Origin of the sequence: Pseudomonas entomophila (genome assembly GCF_013523125.1) — a bacterium.
GTDB lineage: Bacteria > Pseudomonadota > Gammaproteobacteria > Pseudomonadales > Pseudomonadaceae > Aquipseudomonas > Aquipseudomonas entomophila_B.
The window spans coordinates 1-22,294 of record NZ_JAAMQJ010000057.1 but is presented as its reverse complement, the minus strand read 5'-3'; the positions used below and the strand labels follow the sequence as shown (position 1 = coordinate 22,294).

Sequence of the window (22,294 nt, the reverse complement as noted above, 5' to 3'; positions counted from 1 at the left end):
TCCAGGCCGAGAAAATGTAGCGCTTCCCAGGAACCAGCCTCAGTGTGTAGTTGGTGGCACTGTCAGCCAGGTACAGCCAGCCTGTGCCGGCGCTGGAGTCAGCCTTGAGCAGGTAGCCCGAATAGGCAGCGTCGTCCTTTTGCGCCGTTGTCGTCACCTGCGCCGCGCTGTGGATACCCGGCAGCTTCTCGGAAAAGGTGGAGTACTGTGCGGGCAGCAGGTTGCTGCCAGCACCACCGATCCCGCTCAGCTTGCTGGTGATTTCCGTGAGCGTGCCGCCTGCAGCATAGATATCCCTTTCGTTCTGGGTGACGCGCCCGCCAAGCTGATTCAGCGCCGTGGTGCTGGCCTTGGAACCCAGGCCACTGGCCGGGCTGTTGATCGTGTTCTCCAGGAAGGTGGCGCGATCGGACACGCTCTCGATCTTCTCCCCCTGCTTTGTCGTCGTGGAGGTGAGCGAGTCCACGGCCTTGGAAGTAGCCGACTGGTCGCCAGCGATGACCTGCCCGTTGTCCCGCCACCCCGTGGCACGCGAGGACTGCTCCAGCTGAGCCCGGTCCACCTCGAAAAACCCGGTGGAAATGGAGTCGATGCCGAACGCCACGGGATAGACATCACAGGACGCTGCGTCAGCGGGAACGATGGCGGTTACCTCGACCCGCTGGAACGAGCTGGTTGCCGTGAAGTTCGACCCGGTAAACCCGCCCCCATTGACGGCCGAGCCGTCCGACTTCCTGAAATAGAGTTCGGCGCGGATGAGCAGCCCAGGCGTGCCGCGCATGTAGACGGAGAAGGTCAGCGTCTGGCCTGCCGAAACCGATACCCTTTTCGCATCCACAGGCTGCAGCCTGACCCAGATGTTGCTTCCCAACCCTGTCACATCCAGACGTTGCGCCAGCTCGGACGGCGCCAGCTGCGAAGCCACAAGCGACGGCGTTCGCGTTGTTCCACTGGCGCCGGCCTGTGTCCAGCCGTCGGCCAGGTTGGCATTGCCCTGGGTTTTCTTCTCGAACGACGGGTTGTACAGCAGGTTTTCGCCACCGGCCTCGCCGATGCCCGTGTTCAAGCTGGTGATCTGTCCAGCAGTGGTGGTCAAGTCATCTTCGGTCTTCACCACCCGCGCGTTCAGGGCAGTGGTCGCGTCGGCATTGGCCAGGGCCTGGTCGAAGCTCGTCCCTGCAACGAACAGCGACGGTACCGACGCATCGTTCACCGCCGCCTCGACCATGATCCGATCGAGCCACACAGCTCGCCCGGACTCACCAGATCGGTTCATCTGGAACGACAGGATCATCATCTCCTGCGCGGAGAAGCTGGCGCCGGTGTAGTCGACCAGCGCCGAGTACCTGGCCCATTCCTTGGTCAGCGAGAGATTGCCCGTCGTAGGCCCGGTGACTGTCGTCGTGCCGCTCGCCGGTGCATACGTGCGCAGGTAGGCCGCCACCTGATGGCCCGCGACACTCGCCTTGGCGTAGAAGGAGATGATGTACTTCTGGCGCCGAAACGCCATGTTCGCCGCTGCGTCGGTGAGATCCTTCGCAAAGTGCACCGCCAGACCGCTGCTGGGGTTGGTCCAGTCCAACTTGAGCGCGAACCCCTTGAAGGCCTTGGCGTCGGCCGCGATCGAGGCATTGAAGCTGGTCCCGGCCAGTGGCGGCGGATTGCGCGCGAACTGGCTGTACTCGGCAGGCACCAGGTTGACCCCACTGGCGCCGAGGTTCCCAAGGCTGGCGTCGATACGCGTCAGGGACGAGCCCTGTGCAGTGATATCGCGCCCATGCTGATCGACCGTGCTCTTCATGGCGCTGACCACAGAGGCATCGGCCTTCTTGGCCACCTCGGTCAATGCCGACGCTGCAGCTGCTGCTGCCTCGGTGGCCACCTTGTCGGTGACAGCGGTCCAGGCCGAGCCGCTCCAGCGCTTGGGCGTGTTGGCGTTGTTCGCCGTGTCGATCCATAGGTTCTGCGGCAGGCGATCTGCGGCCGCTGGCGCTGCGTTCTGGACGATGACCTTGCCCTTGCCACCCGCCAGGTCGTTGGCAGCCTGCGCCGCGCCCTGGGCCTTGTCGACATTACCGTTCGTGATGACGAGGCTGTTGCTCAGCTTGGTGGCCAGCTCGCTGGTGGACTTGATGCCCTCCTCATTCTTGGTGACCCTGCCAGTCAGCGCCGTGGTGGCACTCGCATTGGCCAGCGCGTCTGCCGCATTGACCTGGCCGCTGTCTCGCCATCCAGTAGCGACCTCGCCAGCTTCGAGCTGGGCACGGTCGGCCTCGATGAACCCAGACGTCACGGTCGCGGTACCGAAAGCGACCGGGTAAACGGCGCAGATCGAGGCGTCAGCCGGGGTGACACCCGACACGGTCACCCGCTGGAACGACCCGTTTGCTGTCACGCTCTGGCCCAGCACGCCCGCGCCATTGTCCGACGGGGTTCCGTCCGGCTTCCTGAAGTAGAGTTCTGCTCGCATGAGCAGCCCAGGCGTGCCGCGCATGTAGACGGAAAACGTCATGGCCTGCCCTGCCGAGACAGAAGCTCGCTTTTCGTCAGTCGATTGCAGGCGGATCCATACGCCAGCGCCCAGGCCAGAAAGGTCCAGGCGCTGTGCAAGCTCTGCCGGCGCCAGCTGCGAAGGCACAAGCGACGGCGTGCGGGTGGTGCCACCAGCGCCCGTCTGCAGCCAGCCGTCGGCAAGCCCAGTGTCGCCCAACGCCTTGCGCTCGAAGGACGGGTTGTACAGCAGGTTTTCACCCGCCAGTCCAGGCAGCGAGGCTTCGATCTTGGTCAGTGACGAACCCTGGGCCGATACGGTATCGCCCTGCGTTTTCACGTCGTTGGCGAGCTGGTTGACGGTGAAGACGTCGGCCTTCTTGGCCACGGTGTCCTTGAGTGAGGTCAGCGTCTGGCTCTGCGAACTGATCAGCTGATCCTGCGCCTTGTCCTTGTCTTCGGTCGCCGTCACCCGGCTGGTCACCTGGGTCAGCGCCTGCGAGCTGGCCTTGCCGTCGATCGCGGTCTGCATGCCGCTCAAGGTGCTGCCCTGGGACGTCAGGTCACGGCCATGCTGCTCGACCGTCAGCTTCAGCGAGTTCACCGCGCTGGCGTCGGCCTTGTTGCCCAGCTGGTTCAGGGCGTTCTGCGCAGCTGCGGCCGCGTCGGTGGCCACCTTGTCGCTGACCGAGACCCAGGCCGAACCATTCCAGCGCTTGGGCGTGTTGGCGCCGCTGGTGGTGTCGATCCACAGGTTCTGCGGCAGGCGGTCTGCGGCCGCTGGCGCTGCGTTCTGGACGATGACCTTGCCCTTGCCGCCGGCCAGGTCGTTCGCAGCCTGAGCGGCGCCTTGGGCGGCGCTGGCGTTGCTGTTGGCGGTGTCGAGACTGGCCTGGAAGCCATCGACCTTGCCAGATGTGGCCGTGACGGTGTCGTCCAGGGTCGAGACGTCCATCTGCAACTTGCTGACGGCGCTGGCCGTGCCGTTGGCGGTGCGCACGGACTGGCCCACGTCCTCCCAGTAGTCGGCGTTCGGCGGCGCCACGTTGACCGGTACCGCCTTCTTGGCCTGGTACAGCTTGCCGTTGGTGCCGAGCACCGCCTGGTCCAGGGCGTAGGTCTTGGCCTTGTTGTACGGCAGCGCGCCAGCGATCGAGGAGACCTCGCTGATCTGCTTCTGCAAGTCGTCGCGCGCGGTGGTCATCCGGCCTTCTACGGCGGTCACCTGGCCTTGCAGGTTCGAGCGCACACCGTCGATCGTGCTATTGACCTGGATGAGCTGCTTGTTGACGTCAGCCTTGATGGCGTTCGAGGCCGTGGTAACGCGCTCGTTGACCGAACCCGGGCCGTTGCCATCGATCAGCTCGATCTTCTCGATCTTGCTCGTCAGCGCCTTGCCCAACTCGCTCTCGGTGATCTGGTCCTTGATCTGCTCGAGGATCGGCCCGGCGTCCGCGCTGGCCATGCCGGTCACCAAAGTGGTACCGCTCGGGAACCACGGCCCGATATTGCCGGACTTGTCGACCAGGCGCGCCCAGAAGTAGAACCGCTGCCCGGCGCGCAGGCCCTGCAGCGTGTGCTTGTCCTGCGGGTAGGCCAGGTCGGCCAGCTTGGTGGCCTTGGCCAGGTCCGTGCCTTCGCTGTACCACAGCTCGGTGCGCTGGGTGTCTTCCGCACCTGGTGGGAAGGTCCAGGTCAAGCCGATGCCGAACAGCAGGCTTTCTGCCTTCAGGCTGGCCAGGGCCGGCGGCTCGCCCATCTTACCGAACAGCGCGGTCGGCTCGGACAGCGCCCACACCGAGCTGTTACCGGCCACGCCCTCGGCCGACACGCGCGCGGTGTAGGTGCCGCTGTAGATCCCGCGCACCTCGAGGGCGGCGGTGTAAGTCACCCCGCCATAGACCCAGTCGCCGCTGTTGCGCTTCCACCACACCCGGTAACTCTGCGCGCCGCGCGGGGCATCCCAGGTGATGCGCATGGTCGCGATGTTGATGCCCTGGTTCAGGGTATCGAAGGTGCTTAGCTTGACGTTGGTCGGCGGCGCCTGCACAGCGGCCGGCAGCACGCTGGTCGGCGGGATGATGATCTGGGCCCCGTCGTCGATCGCGGCGAACTTGCTGTTGTTGCGAGCGATGGCCACGACGTCGTACTGCAGCTTGTCGTCGCCGAAGTTCTCGTTGACGGTCAGCACGCGGTAGGTCTCGGCCACCAGCGTGGAGGTCTCGATGGTGTACACCGACTCCTTGACCGGTACCGCCGAGAACGCCTGGGTCACGGTGACCACGCGGCCGGTGACCGAGCGCACCACGCGGGTCTCGGCCACGCCCTTGGGCAGGATCACCACCAGCGTGTCGCCGGCGGCAACCTTGACGTCGTCGTCCAGGGTCACGGTGCTGGCCGTGGCGGCCTTGATGCGGCCAGCCAGCGGCGCGCCTGCATAGTGTTGGTCAGCCACACGGATGACGTCGCCGGGGCGGCAGATGGTGCCGTCCAGGCCCACGCTGAACGTGATGGTGCCGGTCTCGAGACGATTGGTCAGCAGGATGTACTGGCCCGCACGCTGGGCCTGGCCCTGCGACACGCAGCCGAACGCCGTGATCTCGGTTTCGCGCACGCCATAGCGCGCCAGCGACTTCTGGTCCTGCACGTACTCGACGCGCTGGTTGCCGAAGTTCTCGCGGTCGCTCCAGGCCACCTTGGCCACGCTGAAGCGGGTCGAGCCGCTGGAGCCGGCGCGGCTGAACTTGCCGTCGATGACGTTGGCGTTGGTGTAGGTGTAGACCGGGTCGCCTGGCATGTCGGCGGCGCAGGCCACCTGGCTGCTGGCGTAGTAGCTCATCCCCCGGAAGACCGAAGCCAGGTCCTGCAGCACGGTCAGGGCGTCGGCGCGCGATTGCAGGTACACGTTGCAGGTGAACCGCGGCTCGCGGCCGCCCTTCCCGTCCGAGACCATCTCGTCGCAGTACCGGGCGATCTGGTACAGCGCCCACTTGTCGAGCTGGCTGCTGTCGATGAAGCGACCCAGGCCATAGCGATCGTTGAGCACGATGTCACGCCAGATCCAGGCCGGGCAGTCGGTCCAAGCCAGCTTGAAGGTCCCGTCCCAGGTTCCGGCGTAGGCACGGGTGGCCGGGGTGTAGTTGCTCGGCACCTGGATGATGCGCCCGCGAATACGGTAGGCGCGCTCCGGGATCGACGAGAACTGGCTGGCATCGATCTTCAGCCCGCACAGCGCGGTGTAGGGGTACTGCAGCTTGGCGTCGATGATCTCGGTGTAGGTGCCGACCGAGGTGGTGGCCTGGGTGTTGGAGGTGGTCGAATCAGGCGTGGTCCGACGCACGCGCAGGCGCCAGCCACGGGTCGCCTTGGGCAGGTCGATACGAATCGAGCGCTGGTAGCCCGTGGTGGTCTTGCCGTCGAAGGCGCCGCTGTGCACGACCTTGTAGTCGCTGCCGTCAGTCGACAGGTCGATCTCGTAGGCAACACGGTAGCCCACGCGATCGCCGTCCTTCTCCGTGACGACCAGCGCGCCGACGCCCAGCTGGATACGCACGGCCGACAGCTCCAGGTTGCTGAACGACTGGACCCAGGGCTGGCTGGCCTTGAGTTCGACGCCGACCGACGACTGCGACTCGACCGCAGGGAAACCGGAGATATGGTCCTGATCATGCTCGCCAGTGCGCTGCTCCCAGGTCACCCCGGTGAAGTTCAGGCTGCCATCGCTGTTGGCCAGCGGCGTCTTGTCCAGGTAGATGGACTGCGCGCCGTTGACCAGGCCAACGATCGGACCTTCGCTGATCCCGTCCAGGATGTTGGCATAGCTGATGTTGATCAGGCTGTCGGGGCTTTCGACAGGCGTGTGCTGTTTGGACTCGCCTTTGGAGCCCAGGATGGACAGGTCAGTCATGGAAGCCTCTATTGCTGGTCTTCGGCGCGGATGCCGAGGGAGAGCTGAGCAGAGCCGGCCGTCATCTCGCCGTAGCACAGCGGTACCGGGTTGCCTTGGGTGATGGTGTTCTTGATGCCGGTGAAGTTGTAACTGGGGCGGTTGTCGACCGATTCGCTGCTGTCGATCTTGGCCTGCTGGCCGGTGACCATCTGGGCAACACCGCCGATGGCCAGCGACATGCCGACCATGGCCGTAGCGCCAGCCAGGCCGCCAGCGCTGAGCGCAGCACCCCAGCTCGATGCCGAGGCCAGGCCTGCCCATCCAGCAGGCCCGGCGACGACCATGGCGGCCATCAACGCGACGCCGAGCACGACCTGAAGACCCCCACTGCCCTTGCTGCCTTGCACTACCGGTGCAATGCGAATTTCGGCGTCCCCCGGCGGGTGGCCCAGCTCGTCCTCGCCGATGTTGCGCTTGCCGTAGAACACCGCGAACGCCAGGCCGCGATCCTTGGACCTGGCCAGGTAGGCCTGGAACTCAGGGAACAGGATGCACAGCGCCCTGACGGCCTCGGCCGAAGACTGGACCGCCAGGCGGTGCACGCGCCCGAAGAGCCGCCCAGGCTCACCGTGCAGCCGAATGGTGCGTACTCGTTCAGCCATAGGGGGAATCCTTGTGTCGCATGTAGAACCGAGCTGCCTCGGGCCAGAAGCCGCCGAACACGTCTCGCTTCGAGTCGCGGCCGTACAGGTGGTGGAGGATGGCGCCCGGTACCGGGTGATGGTCGGGTTCTGTCTTGAGGACACCGTCGGCCAGGTAGACGCCAGCATGGTTGGCCTTCTCGGACCGCACCTGCATGACGATGAGGTCGCCCTGGCGCAGGTCGCTCGGGTCGACGGGGTGGAAGCCGGCACCTTCGAAGTTGTCGGCGTAGAGGTCCTGACCCCTGTCCCACCAGCCGTCTTCGCGCTCGTAGTCGGGAAGCTCGATGCCCAGCTCGCGCTGGTAGTAATCGCGTACCAGGGTGTAGCAGTCGAGCACGCCGTGGTGGAATGGCCGACCCACCAGCGGGGCCTGGTATCCGGTCGGCTCGTGCACCAGGTGCCCCACCGGCTCACCCTCGCGGACCTCGATGATCACCCAGGGCAAGGCCGTGGACTCCATCGCTGCGCGGTCGGGCGTGCTGAGCTGCGCCGACTGTCCAGGGTGGCTGTGCACCACCGCGGCGACCGTGCCGCGATCTTCTGCATCAGCCCAGTCCTGGGCGCTGATCCGAAAGTCCTGCTCGGGATCCGGCGCCGTATTGTGCAGCGGCAGGTACTGGAGCTTGCGCCCCAGCCTGAGCAGCAGCCCGCAGCACTCCTGGGGAGCTTTCTCGCGGGCGTGCGCGTACATGGCCGTGGTAGCAGCCTGGGAAATTCTCATGGGTGAGCCTCAGTTGCCAGCGGAGGGGAAGCTGCCGTAACGCAGGGGGTTGTGCTCGCCGAAGCGTAGCTTGCAGCCAGTCAGCGTTCCCGAGCACATGTCGCGTTCTGGGTCGCTGGTCCGCACGTCCTTGTCGGTTGCGTAGTTCGAGCCGGTGTAGCCGCAGTAAGGCCCCCGGTATCCGCCGATGGTCAGCCACTGGCAGCAGTTGGCGACGATCTGCCGACCGGGCAGCTTGCGGTCCGAGGCGATCAGCGGAGACTTCAGCACAAACGAGGAGACCTCGTTATCGGACGACTGCTTCTGGTCGATGGCCAGAACATCGTCGGCGAAGTGCTCGTCTGGATCGGCCTCCGGGTTGCCGCCGGGAAAGTTGGCGGCATCGAGAAAGCGACCGAGCGTACGGTGGCGCACCACCCTGGCGTCGATCAGGTCGTCGTAGATACGGCACAAGGCAGTGATCAGACCGGAGACATTGCCCACCGTCAGGGTCGGGCTGTTTTGCTGTCCGTCCCCGGTCATCCCCATGCCCTCGACCTTGATAGGCCAGGGCGAATACTCCCGGCCCTGCCAGAAGATCGGGCCGACACGGGTGTAGCCGTGGAAGTAGTACACGTCGCCGTTGAGCGCGGTCAGGTCCAGCTCGAACAGCTCGACGTACTGCCCAGGCACAAGCTTCTGGATGTCTTCGTAGATGCTCTCGGCCATCACGTCACCTGGTGGGTTTGTTCAAAGGTTGCGGTCAGCATCCACAGATCGCCCCCCTGGTCGGTGGGGCTGTATGCGTTGCAGGTGAAGTAGAGGTCGCCGTCGAACGGCGTCTTCCAGATGAAGGGCTTGTAGCCCCGCTGGGTCCGGAGAAACGCCAGGATTGCGGCAATACGTGCCTTCTTGCCCGTGAAGGTGAGGTTCCACGACTGGGTTTCGTTGTTGATGCCGTTCCCGGCCACCTGGCGGTAGCCGTTGCCGAAATTGGCGGAACGCACAGCGTTTTGGAACGTGCCTGGGGCCGAGCGATTCGGCTTCCAAGTGAATCGTTCGGCCATGTGGCCCTCCTGCGTGCTCTATCGAATTGGCCGGTTGATGGCCGCCCAGATCATCCCGCCGCGCTTGAGCTGCTTGGCGATCTCCTGCTGAGCACCTTCCTTCGCGGCCGTCATGTAGGCCTGCGTGACGGCGCTCATGTCGCCTGCTGAGGCATCCACCTGGCCCGATCCTCCGTCGATGCTGATCTGCTGCTGGATGACCACTGGTGCAGGCCCGGCAGCAGCCTGGCGCGGCGCCGGGCGTGTGGTGATGGAGTCGACATAGCCGCCATCGGCATAGCCGCGGGCATTCAGCGTTTCCAGGTAGTCGCGCATACCAGGCTGACCCACCACCTCACGCCTCAGCACGAACTCGCCGCCGTGCACGATCCCGGCCGGCTCGTACTTGCCGCCGTCACCGGTGTAGCCGCCAGAAGAGTACCCGCCAGGGCGGTAGGTCATCCCTGCCGAGGCACCGCCGAGACCGAAATCAAAGCCGCCCCCACCGGCAGAGCCGGTAGCCCCAATAGCAGTACCACCGCCTCCCAGCCACCCGCCCAAGGCAGAGGTCGCGAAGCTGGAAAGCAGACTGGATGCCGCACGCTGCGTCGCGATCCGAGCCATGTCCGCGAGTATCGACCTGGTGAAGTCGGAGAACGACAGCTTGCCCGTCATGGCGAAGTTGACCACCGCGTCCTCCATGGACGTGAAGGCGCTGGTGAAGAGCGACCGGGTTTGGCCGGCCACGTCCCGCGCCTGCTCCAGGTAGTTCTGGAAGGCAGAAGAGGCGCCATTTCGCCAGTCGCCCTGGGCGACGGTCATCTTGTCGTAGTTCGAGACAGTGGTGCGCTGCAGGTCCTGCTCGGTCTTCGCGAGCGCCGCCAGCTTCTGGTTGTACTCATCAAGGCTCATGCCACGCGAGCCGTCGCCGTACTGGTTGGCCAGGTCCAGGCGCTGCTGGTTCGTGCGATCGGTGATGCCGTTCTGCTGGTCCAGCAGGCCACGCTGGCGATCACCCAGGCCCAAACCGTCAGCAGCGCGCTGGCCTTGCAGTTGGAGCGCCCTCACCTGCTGATCAAGCGCGTCGGTGTACGTTTGCACCGCTCGAGCCTGCTTGGCCAGCCTGCCCTGCTCGTTCGTGGCCAGCACTGCCAGCTCGGAATCCGCGTCCTTCTGCGCCTTGACCATCGCGGCGCGTGCGTCGGCGATCTTCTGGTCAAGCTGGATGCGCTGCTGAGCAGTGGTCGAGCTGCGGCCCTTCGCCTCCTCGATCGCCCTGATCTCTGCCTGGTAGGCTTCGGTGACGTCGTTCTTCTGCTGCTGGAGCAGCGCCGCACGCTGTGCCGTGTAGGCCTCCTGCGACACCACACCGGCCTTCTGGGCCGCGTCCAGCTCTTTCTGCTTGTTCTTGTACTCGCCGAGGATGGCGGTGAGTGCGTTCTTCTGGTCGTTGAAATTGCTCAGATCGACACGCGCTTTAGGGGCATCCGGATCTTTGAACTGCTTTCGAGCGGCAGCACGCAGCTGGTTTAGCTCTGCCTCGGTGTAGATTCGTCCGCCATCGCCTGCTGCCGAGTTTTTCGCCAGCTCATTGATTTCCTTGAGGCGTGCGGCCAGCTTGTCCTGATTGCTTGACGTGCTACGGAGCTGGCTGTTCAGGGTTTCCTGTGCGAGGGTCGATTCACGCTGGCGCCTGTTGTAGTTTTCCTGCGCTTTGTCGATGGACTGCTGCGTCCTCAGCTGATCACCAAGCGCCACAATACGACTCTGAAGCAGCTCCCTCTCGGCCTTGGCTTCTGCACTATTAGCAACAATCGAGTTCCCGCTGGCTGTCTTTTCGAGTTTTGCCAAATCCGCTTGTGCTTCAGCTAACTGCTCAGCCATACCTTTCGTGCGGCCGAAGCTCAGTGTCGCATCGCCAGCGTCCTTTGCCGCGCCCCAGACACCACGCCAGGCTTTTTCTATCCACCCAAGGTTTTCGACGATCTCTTTTCTTCGAGTATCGATGGTCTCAGCGTAGGTATCTGTAAGCAATTTCACGGCGCCAACCGTATCGCCCTGTTCCTTCAGGGCAACGATCTGAGCATAGGTGCTGGCAGTAAGAAAGTTGTACTGGTCGTTCAGCTCTCTGGCAGCCGCCACCGGATCTTTGCCAATCTTGACGAACTCAGCCACGGTCTCTTGCACTGAGCGGCCAGTGGCATCGCTCATTTGGAGCGCGGCCGTAGCCACCGTGCCGAAACTGTCACTGGCTACCTTTCCGCTTCCAGCAAGCTGGGCCAGCACTTCAGCTGCCGCACCCGTAGTGCCGATCGTGGTGCTTACCTGAGTCGATAGATCAGACAGTGCGCCGGCATTGGTGCCAGCCGCGTTTCCGGTCAGGATCAGCGATTTCCGGAATACCTCGGCCTCTTCACTTCCCTTGTAGTATGCAACACCGACACCAGCAACCGTGGCGGCCAAGATGGTGAAGGGGTTCACCAATCCCAACACGTACCCGCCTAATGCGCGTGCAGCCGGGCCAATACCTCCAAACATGTCTTTGAGCTGGCCGCCCTGCTGAAGCAACACGGTCAACGGCGCCTGCCCACCTTGCAGCGACACAACGATATCAGTGAACTGGGCTGGTACGCCGCGCAAGGCAGCCGCAGTAGCCTTGGCTGACATGCCTGTTTTATTCAGCGCCTCGCCAGTACCATTTAGCGCTGTACGCGCCTGATCGGCCTTCGCCTTATACTCTCCCAGGGCCTCTGCACTGCGTCGCCCGGCCTGAGCAGCTGCATCACTGGCGCTAGTGAGCGTTGCCTGGGCTTCACTTACCTGCTCGGTGCCCGAGCGATAGGCAGCCATATTCGCAGTGGCGCTGTTGAGCGCCGTAGACGTGCTGGTTGCCGCTCGGCCCACGGTGGCCATCTGCTGCGCCATCTCGCTTTGCTTGGCGTTGAGCGCTTGCAGCTCTTGGACGATCTGGCGCGTATCTCCGCGCATGTCAGTAAGCGCAGACTCCCAGGCACGACCTGCTTTTTCAGCGGAGTCCTCGGTGCGCTTCCCAGCTTCTGTAAGCCTGTCGAGATCAGATGCCGCGTCTACGGCATCACCTGAATCCACTCGGATGCCAAGCTCAGCAATCGTGGTCATGCTTTTCTCCGGGCATGAAAAAGCCCGCCGAAGCGGGCTGTGTATTTTCGAGGCTGGTCTCAGCCATCTTTTTTGCAAAGTGCTCGATCCAGAGAGCTTTCGCCTTCGCCCTCAATAGATGCTGAGTGCTTGCCATCGTCCTGCCAGACTACGGTGTAGTGCCTGAATCCAATGTACCCACCGAAAGAATTCTTGGCGTTGACTTCGCCACACACCCAGCCACCGTCTTTACTCCACTCATTTCGATACTGAGCTGAGGAAGGGTCCTTCAGTTGAGCGGAAATCAGCTTTCGAGCCCTGTCAATGTCGCTCTCTCCACACCCAGCCAGGACCATCCCTGCTAGAGCTACCACTGCCAAACGCTTCATGCCTGCCCTCCTTGATTGATGAGGGCAATCTACCACCACAGGCGGGAAGCGCCAAAACCCCGCATTGGCGGGGCTCGTCTTTGGGTGTGCGGCTATCGGGTCAGGCCGCGCGCTACGGCTTCAAGCACTTCGGCTTGCTGGCTTCCAACCGCATGCCATGCTGACCTATGCAGTCAGCCAAAGATCCACCCGAGCACACCTGCAATGATCAGCCAGGTCACAACATGAGCCCATATCGGTGTCGGCGCAGCGTTAACCGAGTTCTTCTTGCTAGAGGGGTACAGCTTGGATGCCGACAACCCCGAGCCAGGAATTCCAGCAGTCACCCGCGTACCACGCTTGCTCAGGTTTGTGGTGAACCCCTTACCGCCAACGGATGTGCTGACCCCACTCTTGCTGAGGTTTATCCGTACGCCCGGTGCAATTTTGAAGCTCTTACGGAAGCGCAATGCCATGGCTCTGCTCCATGAGAAGGCAAAGAGCCAGCATGCTAAACCAGCGACTTTATGGCAATCCTGTCCAAGCATCCAGCGTGGATGAAAAGCCAGTGACCGCATTGGATCCAGTCGTAGTAGCGTTCCCGCTCCATACCTGAGAGGTAACACTGTGAACAACGATCTGATATCAAAACTCAAAGCAGACCCAGAAAATGCTGGCTGGGTCCTGGGCTGGGGCGTTTATCGCAAGGCTCCATGGGATCTGCAGGGCGTCTACCAAACCGAAGAAGAGGCGCAAGCCCAAGCTAAATCCGCTGGCGATGGATACGTTGCGAGCTACGGATCTCACAGGGTGGGTAGCACCGACTTTGTCGGCGGACTAGACGAGTAAGGCTGCTTCCATCTCGATGCTGCCAGGGCCTGAGGCGATCACTGCCTTGAGCCCTGGTTTTCCAGTATAGCGCCGCTGGTATTGCTCACATTTACCAGAGAACGTCACTCGATCAACCTCGACGCCATCATCAAGGATGGACACCTGAGTGTCGGCGCCGCAAAGCACGCCATTGCTGACCGAGAAAAGATCACGAATTTTCAAGATGTAGTTCTGCTGCATGTCATCTCCTGCGGCCAGGCCGCGTCAGTAGGTGTTCTAATCTGCTGCCTCAGCCATCACAGCCAAGGCCTCGACCTCGAAAACGCGCAGGTCAGGGAAGATATCGACGAGATCCCGGCGCTTTATGCCCAGCATCGCAGCAGTGGCTGGCACAGCGGCATAGTCCAGGCCCGAAGCACCGCCCTGCCCGGTGCGCCATTGAGTGCCCAGTGCCTCGAACAGGCGCAAGGCTGGCCAGGCATCAGGCCACACCTCGACCTCTTCGGCCGGTACGTCCGCCAGGCTCAGGCCCAGCGCACCCAGTTGCTCGGCGGTGGGGCCACGCTCATACATGGCCCGCGCCGCCGCCCTCAGTTTCCCAAGCGTGCCGGGGCGTAGGCCGCCTGGTACGCTTCGATGACAGCCTTGGGCGCACCGGTACAGGTCAGCACCAACTGGTGCACTGCCTCATCGGTGAATTCGTCCTCCAGGCCCCAGCCTTGGACGATCTCCTTGAGCTGGTCAGCCTGCAACTTCACTTCGCTGCTGGTGACCTCTGCCCAGGTCGCCCCTTCCTTGGCTTGCTCGGTCAGCTGCTCGCGGGCCTGGTTCCAGCGGTCGAACATCTCCGCCAGTGCCAGCCGATCCAGGTAGCGGAACTCGAACTGGACCTCGACGGGCTCGCCGCCGACTCGCGGCATCTGCACCGCTGCGCTGAACGTCGGGTTCTGCGCGATCTTGATCTTCGCCATGGGGACTCCTTATGCGGCCTGGATGTAGCGCAGGGGGCGGCCCGAGAGCGCCACGTTGATGGTGCGGGTCATCAGGCTGTTGCGCTCCATGGTCGGAGTGCTGCTGATGCTGACGTAGCCCGGATAGAGGATCTGGTCGCCGTTCGGGAGCTTGAGCCGCAGCACGGTCAGGGACTTGGTGTCGCCGTAGCCCTCGACCAGGCCCACGTAGGCAGCGGTCGGCTGATCCTCGACGGTGATGGCCAAGGTGATCGGGTTGCGATTGGTGGGGAACTGGCGGTCGTCATCGTCCTCCAGGTAGCCCACGGTCAGGTACTGCTGTTCGCCGCCCGACGAGGTAAACGCGGTCACCTTGGAGATCTGCGCCCAGTTGCTCACCGGAACCACGGAGCCTACGCCGGCGCCAGCAGTGTACTTGTCGGTGTTCGTGGTGTTCAGCCCGCCCATGGAGAACTTGTCGGTCGCCACGTTGGCAGCGCGAACGGCGCGGTCGTTGATCAGGGACCAGCCCGAGTTCACGACCAGCACGTCACCGTTCTTGATGCTGTGCCCTGCGGCGGTGGCCACCGGCGGGGCGGCGTTGGTCAGGGCGGTGAAAGCGACGGCACTGCCGAGAGATGCGGCGATCTCCAGCACGGAGCCGTTCGGCAGCGGGAAGCGTGCGGCCATGGTGTTTTCCTCTTGGGTAAAAACGAAAAAACCCGCACGCGGCGGGATTTCAGGGTTGGGTAACAGGGGTGTCAGGCGGCATCGAGCCCGAGGGTCATTTGCAGCTGCTCGCGCCAGTAATCGATTTGGTGCTCGAGCGCGGGCTTGCGGCCTTTCCAGCGGGCCAGTTCACGACCAGAGAGGCTAGCGATCTGCTGGCCGTCGCTGAGGGCGCGGCAGGCGCGATCGAACTGCTGCTTCTCGTTCAGCTCGCCGCGCAGGAGGGCATCGATGTGCAGGTCGGCCCAGACAGCGAAGTCGTCGTCCAGCCAGCGAGCGAAGGCCACGGCCAGCTTTGGATGAAGCCAGGTGCCCTGCCCTTTGCCGCCTCTCACGGTTTCAACCAGCCCGAAGTGAGATTTTCCCACCTCGGTATCCAGGCCCAGCGCCCTGGCCAGAGCCTTGAGGTAGCTCAAGCTGCTGGGCAGGCGGAGCCAGTCAACCGGCCGCTTGCCGAACCGCTTGGCCACGTCAGTTGCGTTAATCCAGCCGTCGCTGTTGAAGCGCACAGCCTGACCTTGGTAGTGGAATGGAATTACGTTGCTGTCGTTCATCGGTGTCACCTCGTTCATCAGGCGAAAAGGAACGCAGCCGGGGCGGACGGATGAACGAACATCCACCGTTCGGCTGTACAGGCCTAGGCTGCGTGTTTGGTTGGCCGCTCACTGGCGGCCTTGGAAAGGGCTACAGGTCCGCGATGCCGCGGTAGGTAAAGCTGGCCGGGACCGTGTAGGTCGCCGACTCGGTGATGGTGGGGCCCTGCTCCACTGGCTCGGTGATCAGGCCTTCGAAGCCCCTGCGGCTCAATGGAGAGTCGACCCGGAACACGCTCGACAGCTCATCCACCAGCGCCTCAGCACCCGCCAGCGCCTGGCCAGCCGGGCACACGATGCTCACCTGGTAGACGCCGGTGTACTCGTAGGCCTCGCCGCCCAGGTAGTTGCAGGCGGTGCTGGCCGGCAGCAAATAGGCGCGAAGATAGGTTTCGCCAGCCTCGGCCTCGAATCCCTCTTCGAAGTTGGCCACCCGGATCGGGCGCGCCGCGGCCCAGGCCATTAGCTTGATCTCGATGGCCTGGCGGGCTCGTGCATGGCTCATACGCGGTTGTTCCTGATGGCTTCGTCGACGATGCGCTGGAAGTTGGCCAGGGTCACCCGGACCATGCCGTTCGGTGCCTGGGTAGAGTGGCCATACTCCAAAGGCACGGCATATGGCAGGTTGTTGACGATGTACGCGGTCTGGCCGATGGTCAGCGCCTGCACCTGCGCCAGCAGCTCGGCAATCGCCTTGTTACCCGACGGGTCGATGCGATCAAGTTCGCCAGTGGCCGGCGAGTCGATCGAGAACTGCCAGTTGCCACGGAAGCGGCCGCCCACGTAGCCCTGCCCAGCCACCAGGCCATTCACGTAGAAGTTCTGGTCTCGCTCGGTCTTGGTCAGTGGCTTGGCGTACCGCACGCCTCGCTTGAGGTTGCCGGACTTGGTGAAGTTGCTCGGGTTCTGGCTGATGGCCTCATTGCGCGCGGCGACTCTGGCGTCATAGCGGTCAGCCTCAGCAGTGCGGGCTTCTCGATGCGCCAGGTTGGCCGCCCAGATCTCCGGGTTGCCCACCGGAGACATGCGAATCACGCTGCTACCGATCTCGATCACGATCTCGCGGAAGGTGGCATCCAGCGCTTCCTGGGCCTGCTCAGCGAACGCGCGGATGCTCTCGGCGAACCCGCCCTCAAGCCCACCATAGCGCTGGGTCATGTATGAGCCGCGGGGCATGTCATTTCCTCAGTTGGATGGTCCAGGTCGCCCGGGCCGGATCCTCGGACACGTCGAGCGCCCTGAAACCGCTGACCAGGTCGCCAATCTTGGGCGTGACGAGCACGTCGGAAGTCAGGCCGTCGCGCTGCTCGATCAACTCGTTCTGCAGGACGAGCAACTTCACGTCCTCAGTCTGAATGCGAGAGCCGTCGATCTCCTTGGCCAGGTAGCTGCCGAACACGCCGCGGCCGGAGTAGCGAAGCGTCGAGGCAGGTAGCGTGCCGCCAAGGTCGGGATCGTAGCCGCCCTTGATCACGCGGGACCCAGCCACCGGCCGCACTGCATCAGCGAGACCGTCAGGGTCGTCGAAGGCCTCGGCAAGGTCGGCCTGTATCTCTTCGCGCATACCCATGGCCTAGACCCTCTTGAGCATCACGGTGCCCTGGCGGCGGGTCCAGGGCGCGATCAGGTCCAGCGCATAGTTCTCGGCGCTCGAGCGCGCAACGGAGCCTGCCGCGTAGGTCTTGCTGGTCGACGTTCCGGACTGGGCCGATACGGTCTTGCTCTGCACTTCGCGCTCGGTGTCCTTGTAGAGCTTGCCGGCGGCAGCCAGCTTGGCCACCTGCGCGCCGGCAGATTTGACTGCGTCCGGCACCACGCTGGGCATCGCACGCTTGATCTTGGCCGTGAGCCAGGCGTTGGCCATGGCCACGGCAAGGACCGCATCGCCGCTACCCGCCCAGTCCGGCCCCAGCTGCTGGGCCACATCGGCCTCGGTGATGAAGTCGGTCATGGCCTTACTCCTGCGGGATCAGCGCTTGCAGGTCGGGCTTCTTCGCACTGGCGTCGAACTCGATGCCCTTGGCGGTGAGCCATTCCTTCAGCTCGGCCACGTTCATCTTGCGCGGATCGGTCTCGGCACCACCAGCAACACCGCGCTGAGCGTTGATCGCCGCATCGACTTCTTCCTGGCTGCTGCGAGAGGCGTAGCCTTCTGGCGGATAGCCTGATGCCTGGTAGCCGGCCGCTACAAACTCGCCGACAGTTGGTCCGTCTTGGCGCAGCCCGTCACCCCCGCCACCGTTGCCAGATGACGCCGGCGACTGGGCCCGCTTGCGCAGGCGGTTGATCTGGGCGAGCGTAAGCTGCTCGCCTGGCTTGATATCGTCATTACTCATGGTCGTCTCCATGGAAACGAGGGCCGAAGCCCTCATCGAATCAGGCGCCTTTGATCTTCAGGAAGGCGATCGGCACGTTCTTACGGTCGACCACGCGGTTCCAGTTGGCGGCCTTGCGCAGGTCGGCCAGCAGCGGCGACAACTCGTCCTGGGTGGTGTCCGCGCCAGTTCGGCCCCGCACGTTCGCACGATTGGTGATGTCGTCACCGGTGAACTGGTAGCCGAACGGGTGCAGGATCCAGGTCTTGCGCTCCCACAGCGTTTCCACGCCACCACCATTGCCCGCGCGCGCCTGCCGCTCGATCTCTTCCGGCACCTCTGGGGTGCCCTCGCCATAGCCGAAGGCGCCAGCACCGAACAGGACCGCGGTCGTGACGATGCTCGCCGGATCACCCACGCTGGTTGCCGGCATGGAGTCGTCGACAATGACGCGCTGGCCCATGAAGGTCGGAATGGTCAGATTGCCTTGGCTGTCCTTGACGAAATCGATGTCGTCGGCATCGACCATCTGCTTGTAGGCCAGCGAGTGCACCGCGATCGCCGAGAGTTGGCCGAAGGCATCGCCGAGGGTGAACACGGCCGAGGTGAACGCTTGACGCGACCACAGGCCTGCGGCGCCGTCGTAGACCATGTCGCCATCGTCGTTCGCCTCGTTGTCAGCAAGCAGGCCGACAGCGGAAGCGATGATGCGGCGCTGCCACTGGCGCTGCCAGTAGGTGCCGAAGCGGTTGCGGATACGCTGCATCGGATCGGAGCCAGCCAGCTCCACTACCAGATCAGCAGCCGAATAGCCCTGGTTCAGGTAGCTGATACGCGCCTTTTGCATGCCGGAGCCCAGCTTGTTGGGCGCGGCCATGTCGGCAGGATCGTCGTTCGAGGCATTCGGCTCGATGGACGCATCCAGATCACGCCAGAACGGCACCTGGATCTCTTGGCCACCGGTGTTGGCCTTCGCATCGAGCATCGGGTTGCGGACCACGACACCGGACTCGAAGAAGGCAGTCTTCTCTGGGGTGTTCTCCGCCTGGTAGTCGGCGTAGACCTCGGGGATTACAGCATCGGAAAGGCGAGTAGTCGCCATAGGGTGTTACTCCTGTTTGGTGGCATCGCGCAGCTGGCGATATTTCTCCGGGTCCGACCGGTAAAGGGCGGTACGCTCGGCTTCGGTCATGTCGGAAAACTTCTGCGTGGCCTTGCCACCTTGATCGCCGGTCGGTCCGGCACCCTGAGCCCTGGGCCACAGGTGAGTAGCGGTCTCGCGCAGCGATTCCGCCCATTCGTGAGGGGACAGCGGCGTTCTGCCGTCCTTGCCGTAGATGACCTGGCCATCACGGTCGGTGGCGATCGGCTCGCCGTCCTCGCTCAGTTTGAAGGTGCCGCGGGCGCGCAGGATGATGTCTTCCGCCGCCTCAGGCAGCGCACCGGCCTTGATGGCGGCAGCGCGGATGGAGTCAGCCAGTACCTTGTCGCTGTACTTGGCAGCGAAGGCTTCGGCCTTCTCGGCGCGCTCGTTCGCGGCCTTGATCTGCTTGTCGAGGTCGCCGCGCAGGCGCTCGGTGCGACGGCTGACGACTTCGTCCAGCTTGCCCTCGGCGATCAGCTTGGTCTCTTCGTCCTGGCCGGCCTTGTTGAGCAAGGCCTTGACGGCCTCAATGTCCAGGCCGTCGAACTTGCCCTTGATCCCGTCCAGCTCGGTCTTGATGGTCTTGTTGGATTCGATCAGCTCCCGGTTCTTGGCCTTGAGGCCCGAGACCTCGCCATCCAGGTACTGCTGCACGTCGCCGCTGAGGGCTGCTTTGAGTGCAGCGGCCTGGGCTTCGTCGAGGTTGAGGCCGTGGGCGGCCGGGTCAAAGTCAAAAGGCATGCTGGGTATCCCCTGGGGATTGGTGAACCCGCCTGGCGGGCAGAAGAAAGCCCCGCAATGCGAGGCCGATATTTCGCGCCACAGAATCGTGGCTCGTTGCTTGTGGCGCGTGTCAGCTGATGCCAGCACGCACGAATGCCAAAGGCTCCAGCTCCTTGAGCTGATCCAGCGTCAGCGGCTTGAAGTTCTTGTCCAACTGCAGCGATGCGAATCGCTCGGCTGTGAGCCCGCCATCGCGGAACAGCTTGGCGCGGACTGGACCCAGTGCGGCGTCCTGGAAGGCTGCTGGCTGCGTCTTGAGCCATTGGTAGTAGCTGAGGCCTGCCGAAACCTGCGCGCCGCCTGAGGCGCCGACTGACGCACGCGTAGCGCCATCGGCAAACATTGCCGAGAGCCTGGTGATGGGCGTGATCGTTGTTCGGCAGTGGATATGGAACGGCGGTACCGGGCCTTTTCCCATCTCGAACTCGCGGCCATCGAGGCTCCTGCACTGCTGACTGGTCTTGCGATCGAGCGTGGCCACGATCCGGTAGCCGGGCACGAACTCAGCATTGGCAGCCAGCGTCTCCATGCGCGCTGTAGCGGACACGTGCTGCACAGCGGTGTGCACCACCGAGCGGGCGTTGCGGTTGCTGACCGCAAGCACGCCATCGGTGAAGTTCTGCGCGGCTGTGCCGCGGATGGCCTGGGTAATCTCGGCGTTGGTCTGACCCTGCACCACACCGAGCCGGATGGCATTGGTGACCCTGGTCGACTCCGTGCGCGTCCAGCCGCTGAGGAAGGGCTTCAGCAGCGTGCCACCGTCGATACCCGACACCTGGAGCGGCTGCGTGTTGATCACTGCCCGAATCAGCGCGTCGGTCGGCATGATGGCGTCGATGAGCAGCGCTTGGGCCAGGCTCTTGCTCTCGAAGGCTGCCTCGTACAGGGCGATGTCGACCAGGTCAGCCTGCATGCGGTCGCTGAAGGCCTGGTAGATGCCCAGCAGCTTGCCGCCGACCCTGGCCAAGAACTCCTCGAGTCGGCTGCGGCCATAGGTGGTCAGTTCCTTGCGGGTCAGCTGGTCCCGCACCTGGGTATCCACCTGGCGCAGGACCGTCTCGAACTTCTTGACCTCACCTGCCTTGAGCCGCTCCAGCAGCACCGCGTGCCGACTGACCTGCTCCAGCAGCATTTCGTCCGCCGTCTGCTCCGGTTTCGTCGTCATCGTCTCTGTCCAGGTTGAGGCCGGCCGACTCGCGCTCGTCGCTGATCAGTCCGGCTTCTTCGTCGTAGGCCCGCTCGGGCAGCTTGCCGGTGGTGAGGTACTGCCAGTAGGTCTCGGCGCTGATCGTGCCGGCCATGACGCTCTTCTGCAGCTCGGCCAGCACCTGGGCGTTGACCTCAGGGATGACGAATTCAGGCTTGACGGTAAAGACCACCTCGTCTGGGTTGTACCCGGTCCATTCGGCGGCATAGCGCAGGGCCTGCTCGATGGCGGCCGCGGCGGTGATGACGATACTGTGCAGCGTGGCGTGCTGGTCGTTCTGCCGGGTCTTGCGCGCCTCGCCCGACTCGGTACCGGACACGTCCATGACCTTGGCGCCAGCCTCAAGAGCTGCGCTCTTCTGGTCGGACATGGCGGTACGCACTGCCTGGACGCCAGCGCCTTGGAACTCGAGGTAGCCGCACTGACCGTTGTCACCAAGCACCCAAGCAGCCGACGGCCCTGTGACGCTGAGTTCGACTTCTTCACCGATGCCAGATACCCACGGCTGTGGATGGCTGGTCTGGTGCAGCGCGGTGAAGTAGTCGGCACTGAGCTGGTAGGACTTCACGGCGGCCCGCGCCATGGTCAGCAGCGGGATCTCGTCGACGTCCGGTGAGTTGTCGGTCGAGCCGCAGTAGATCACCGGGATGTACTCAAGCCCGCGCACCAGCTGGTTGCCGGTGCCAACAGTTCCAAGCGGGCGCTCGTCATCGATCAGCTCGCCGGCCTCGTTCCGCACGGCCGTGTAGCAGATCTGGTCACGCATGAAGAACTCGCGGTAAACCGTCTGGCAGTCGTGGCTGTAACGATCCTCGGCCTTCTTGCGGAACTCGCGGAAGACGGCCAGCACCAGGTCCTGGCGCCCGCCTTGGTCGGCGGTGTCCCAGTTGATGCCATTCCGGGCAGCGTAGGTGGCGAAGTACGGCTGGCCCTTGTCATCCACGTTGACCACCAGCGGCACACGGCCGTGGGAGATCGTCTGTCGCACGATACGCAGGAACAGCTGGGTCAGCCCGAAGCCATCAGCTGTGGCGTTCTCTTCCACGCCCTTCAGCCCGCTGGGCAGCTTAACCTCAGGGATCAGCCGGGAGACCAGGCCCATCATCGAACGCAGCGAGTCGCGCACCCAGTGCTCGTACTGGGCCCGTGCGGTGTAGTTCTGGTACAGGTAGGCGTTATCCGCGCCGCCTTGTTTCTCCGCCTCGACCATACCGCTGGGCTTGGGCAGGTTCCGCTGGTTGCGCTTGATTGCGCACTCGCCCTCCAGGGCGTCGTCCATCATCCGCCACTCATCGATGTGAGAGATTCTATGGTAATTGCCAAGCGCTCAAGCGGCTTTTGGACGATATTCCTCTCCGCTTCTGATCAGGGCAAAGACCACCCGAGCCAGCTTGCGGGCCAGCATGACCAGGACTTGAGTCTTTTTAA

The 22,294-nt window shown here is 63.7% G+C and carries 23 protein-coding genes; 1 reads left to right on the top strand and 22 read right to left on the bottom strand.

Annotation, left to right across the window (positions count from 1 at the left end):
• The 8 genes from G7007_RS20545 to G7007_RS20510 form a co-directional block, all read right to left on the bottom strand.
• Positions 1-6,397, bottom strand: a 6,397-nt coding sequence (locus tag G7007_RS20545) for a host specificity protein J (RefSeq protein ID WP_181104757.1), incomplete at its 3' end; no start/stop codon positions are given.
• An 8-nt stretch (positions 6,398-6,405) separates the two neighbouring features.
• Positions 6,406-7,041, bottom strand: coding sequence for a tail assembly protein (locus G7007_RS20540; RefSeq protein WP_181104755.1), 636 nt, complete (start codon positions 7,039-7,041; stop codon positions 6,406-6,408).
• A complete protein-coding gene (locus G7007_RS20535) occupies positions 7,034-7,804 on the bottom strand; it encodes a C40 family peptidase (protein ID WP_219859188.1) in 771 nt (256 codons plus the stop codon). The genes G7007_RS20540 and G7007_RS20535 overlap by 8 nt, the downstream gene beginning before the upstream one ends.
• Before the next feature lie 9 nt (positions 7,805-7,813).
• The gene (locus tag G7007_RS20530; protein ID WP_181104753.1) at positions 7,814-8,512 is read right to left on the bottom strand and encodes a phage minor tail protein L; all 699 of its coding nucleotides are present in this window, start codon (positions 8,510-8,512) and stop codon (positions 7,814-7,816) included.
• Positions 8,512-8,850 (bottom strand): phage tail protein, encoded by a 339-nt coding sequence (locus G7007_RS20525; RefSeq protein ID WP_181104751.1) that lies wholly within the window; start codon positions 8,848-8,850, stop codon positions 8,512-8,514. Before G7007_RS20525 ends, G7007_RS20530 begins: the two co-directional genes overlap by 1 nt.
• 18 nt (positions 8,851-8,868) lie before the next feature.
• Positions 8,869-11,967, bottom strand: a complete 3,099-nt coding sequence (locus tag G7007_RS20520) for a phage tail tape measure protein (RefSeq protein WP_181104749.1) — start codon at positions 11,965-11,967, stop codon at positions 8,869-8,871.
• Positions 11,968-12,026: 59 nt separating this feature from the next.
• Complete coding sequence (locus tag G7007_RS20515) at positions 12,027-12,335, bottom strand: hypothetical protein (protein WP_181104747.1); 309 nt, start codon at positions 12,333-12,335, stop codon at positions 12,027-12,029.
• 173 nt (positions 12,336-12,508) lie between these two features.
• Complete coding sequence (locus G7007_RS20510; RefSeq protein WP_181104745.1) at positions 12,509-12,790, bottom strand: DUF4236 domain-containing protein; 282 nt, start codon at positions 12,788-12,790, stop codon at positions 12,509-12,511.
• A gap of 151 nt (positions 12,791-12,941) precedes the next feature.
• Between G7007_RS20510 and G7007_RS20505 the strand changes: the two genes are divergently transcribed.
• Positions 12,942-13,163 (top strand): hypothetical protein, encoded by a 222-nt coding sequence (locus G7007_RS20505; protein WP_308852318.1) that lies wholly within the window; start codon positions 12,942-12,944, stop codon positions 13,161-13,163.
• On the opposite strand, the gene G7007_RS20500 is transcribed toward G7007_RS20505, so the two are convergent.
• From G7007_RS20500 to G7007_RS20435, 14 genes are all read right to left on the bottom strand, one after another.
• On the bottom strand, positions 13,152-13,385 hold the full coding sequence (locus tag G7007_RS20500) for a hypothetical protein (protein WP_181104743.1): 234 nt from the start codon (positions 13,383-13,385) through the stop codon (positions 13,152-13,154). The genes G7007_RS20505 and G7007_RS20500 overlap by 12 nt on opposite strands.
• Before the next feature lie 36 nt (positions 13,386-13,421).
• On the bottom strand, positions 13,422-13,718 hold the full coding sequence (locus tag G7007_RS20495; protein ID WP_181104741.1) for a DUF1799 domain-containing protein: 297 nt from the start codon (positions 13,716-13,718) through the stop codon (positions 13,422-13,424).
• A 17-nt stretch (positions 13,719-13,735) separates the two neighbouring features.
• Entirely contained in the window at positions 13,736-14,116 is a 381-nt protein-coding gene (locus G7007_RS20490; protein WP_181104739.1) for a phage tail assembly chaperone, read from the bottom strand.
• A 9-nt stretch (positions 14,117-14,125) separates the two neighbouring features.
• On the bottom strand, positions 14,126-14,785 hold the full coding sequence (locus G7007_RS20485) for a phage tail protein (protein ID WP_181104737.1): 660 nt from the start codon (positions 14,783-14,785) through the stop codon (positions 14,126-14,128).
• 71 nt (positions 14,786-14,856) lie between these two features.
• On the bottom strand, positions 14,857-15,378 hold the full coding sequence (locus G7007_RS20480; RefSeq protein ID WP_181104735.1) for a KilA-N domain-containing protein: 522 nt from the start codon (positions 15,376-15,378) through the stop codon (positions 14,857-14,859).
• Between the two features lie 130 nt (positions 15,379-15,508).
• On the bottom strand, positions 15,509-15,922 hold the full coding sequence (locus G7007_RS20475; protein ID WP_181104733.1) for a phage tail terminator-like protein: 414 nt from the start codon (positions 15,920-15,922) through the stop codon (positions 15,509-15,511).
• A complete protein-coding gene (locus tag G7007_RS20470) occupies positions 15,919-16,593 on the bottom strand; it encodes a hypothetical protein (protein ID WP_181104731.1) in 675 nt (224 codons plus the stop codon). The genes G7007_RS20475 and G7007_RS20470 overlap by 4 nt, the downstream gene beginning before the upstream one ends.
• A gap of 1 nt (position 16,594) precedes the next feature.
• The gene (locus tag G7007_RS20465; protein WP_181104729.1) at positions 16,595-16,987 is read right to left on the bottom strand and encodes a hypothetical protein; all 393 of its coding nucleotides are present in this window, start codon (positions 16,985-16,987) and stop codon (positions 16,595-16,597) included.
• 3 nt (positions 16,988-16,990) lie between these two features.
• The gene (locus G7007_RS20460; RefSeq protein ID WP_181104727.1) at positions 16,991-17,368 is read right to left on the bottom strand and encodes a hypothetical protein; all 378 of its coding nucleotides are present in this window, start codon (positions 17,366-17,368) and stop codon (positions 16,991-16,993) included.
• Between the two features lie 4 nt (positions 17,369-17,372).
• A complete protein-coding gene (locus G7007_RS20455) occupies positions 17,373-17,753 on the bottom strand; it encodes a HeH/LEM domain-containing protein (RefSeq protein WP_181104725.1) in 381 nt (126 codons plus the stop codon).
• A 40-nt stretch (positions 17,754-17,793) separates the two neighbouring features.
• A complete protein-coding gene (locus G7007_RS20450; protein ID WP_181104723.1) occupies positions 17,794-18,834 on the bottom strand; it encodes a phage coat protein in 1,041 nt (346 codons plus the stop codon).
• 6 nt (positions 18,835-18,840) lie between these two features.
• Positions 18,841-19,617, bottom strand: a complete 777-nt coding sequence (locus tag G7007_RS20445) for a hypothetical protein (protein ID WP_181104721.1) — start codon at positions 19,615-19,617, stop codon at positions 18,841-18,843.
• A 112-nt stretch (positions 19,618-19,729) separates the two neighbouring features.
• Positions 19,730-20,824 carry a minor capsid protein gene (locus G7007_RS20440; RefSeq protein WP_181104719.1) on the bottom strand — a complete coding sequence of 365 codons (1,095 nt, stop codon included), beginning with the start codon at positions 20,822-20,824 and terminating at the stop codon, positions 19,730-19,732.
• A complete protein-coding gene (locus G7007_RS20435) occupies positions 20,733-22,148 on the bottom strand; it encodes a DUF4055 domain-containing protein (RefSeq protein ID WP_181104717.1) in 1,416 nt (471 codons plus the stop codon). Before G7007_RS20435 ends, G7007_RS20440 begins: the two co-directional genes overlap by 92 nt.
• Positions 22,149-22,294: the final 146 nt, after the last annotated feature.

Bases quoted from the DNA above. Each gene is read 5' to 3' on its own strand.
- G7007_RS20540 (WP_181104755.1), bottom strand. From the start codon at position 7,041: ATGGCTGAACGAGTACGCACCATTCGGCTGCACGGTGAGCCTGGGCGG.
- G7007_RS20535 (WP_219859188.1), bottom strand. From the start codon at position 7,804: ATGAGAATTTCCCAGGCTGCTACCACGGCCATGTACGCGCACGCCCGC.
- G7007_RS20530 (WP_181104753.1), bottom strand. From the start codon at position 8,512: ATGGCCGAGAGCATCTACGAAGACATCCAGAAGCTTGTGCCTGGGCAG.
- G7007_RS20525 (WP_181104751.1), bottom strand. From the start codon at position 8,850: ATGGCCGAACGATTCACTTGGAAGCCGAATCGCTCGGCCCCAGGCACG.
- G7007_RS20520 (WP_181104749.1), bottom strand. From the start codon at position 11,967: ATGACCACGATTGCTGAGCTTGGCATCCGAGTGGATTCAGGTGATGCC.
- G7007_RS20515 (WP_181104747.1), bottom strand. From the start codon at position 12,335: ATGAAGCGTTTGGCAGTGGTAGCTCTAGCAGGGATGGTCCTGGCTGGG.
- G7007_RS20510 (WP_181104745.1), bottom strand. From the start codon at position 12,790: ATGGCATTGCGCTTCCGTAAGAGCTTCAAAATTGCACCGGGCGTACGG.
- G7007_RS20500 (WP_181104743.1), bottom strand. From the start codon at position 13,385: ATGCAGCAGAACTACATCTTGAAAATTCGTGATCTTTTCTCGGTCAGC.
- G7007_RS20495 (WP_181104741.1), bottom strand. From the start codon at position 13,718: ATGTATGAGCGTGGCCCCACCGCCGAGCAACTGGGTGCGCTGGGCCTG.
- G7007_RS20490 (WP_181104739.1), bottom strand. From the start codon at position 14,116: ATGGCGAAGATCAAGATCGCGCAGAACCCGACGTTCAGCGCAGCGGTG.
- G7007_RS20485 (WP_181104737.1), bottom strand. From the start codon at position 14,785: ATGGCCGCACGCTTCCCGCTGCCGAACGGCTCCGTGCTGGAGATCGCC.
- G7007_RS20480 (WP_181104735.1), bottom strand. From the start codon at position 15,378: ATGAACGACAGCAACGTAATTCCATTCCACTACCAAGGTCAGGCTGTG.
- G7007_RS20475 (WP_181104733.1), bottom strand. From the start codon at position 15,922: ATGAGCCATGCACGAGCCCGCCAGGCCATCGAGATCAAGCTAATGGCC.
- G7007_RS20470 (WP_181104731.1), bottom strand. From the start codon at position 16,593: ATGCCCCGCGGCTCATACATGACCCAGCGCTATGGTGGGCTTGAGGGC.
- G7007_RS20465 (WP_181104729.1), bottom strand. From the start codon at position 16,987: ATGGGTATGCGCGAAGAGATACAGGCCGACCTTGCCGAGGCCTTCGAC.
- G7007_RS20460 (WP_181104727.1), bottom strand. From the start codon at position 17,368: ATGACCGACTTCATCACCGAGGCCGATGTGGCCCAGCAGCTGGGGCCG.
- G7007_RS20455 (WP_181104725.1), bottom strand. From the start codon at position 17,753: ATGAGTAATGACGATATCAAGCCAGGCGAGCAGCTTACGCTCGCCCAG.
- G7007_RS20450 (WP_181104723.1), bottom strand. From the start codon at position 18,834: ATGGCGACTACTCGCCTTTCCGATGCTGTAATCCCCGAGGTCTACGCC.
- G7007_RS20445 (WP_181104721.1), bottom strand. From the start codon at position 19,617: ATGCCTTTTGACTTTGACCCGGCCGCCCACGGCCTCAACCTCGACGAA.
- G7007_RS20440 (WP_181104719.1), bottom strand. From the start codon at position 20,824: ATGACGACGAAACCGGAGCAGACGGCGGACGAAATGCTGCTGGAGCAG.
- G7007_RS20435 (WP_181104717.1), bottom strand. From the start codon at position 22,148: ATGATGGACGACGCCCTGGAGGGCGAGTGCGCAATCAAGCGCAACCAG.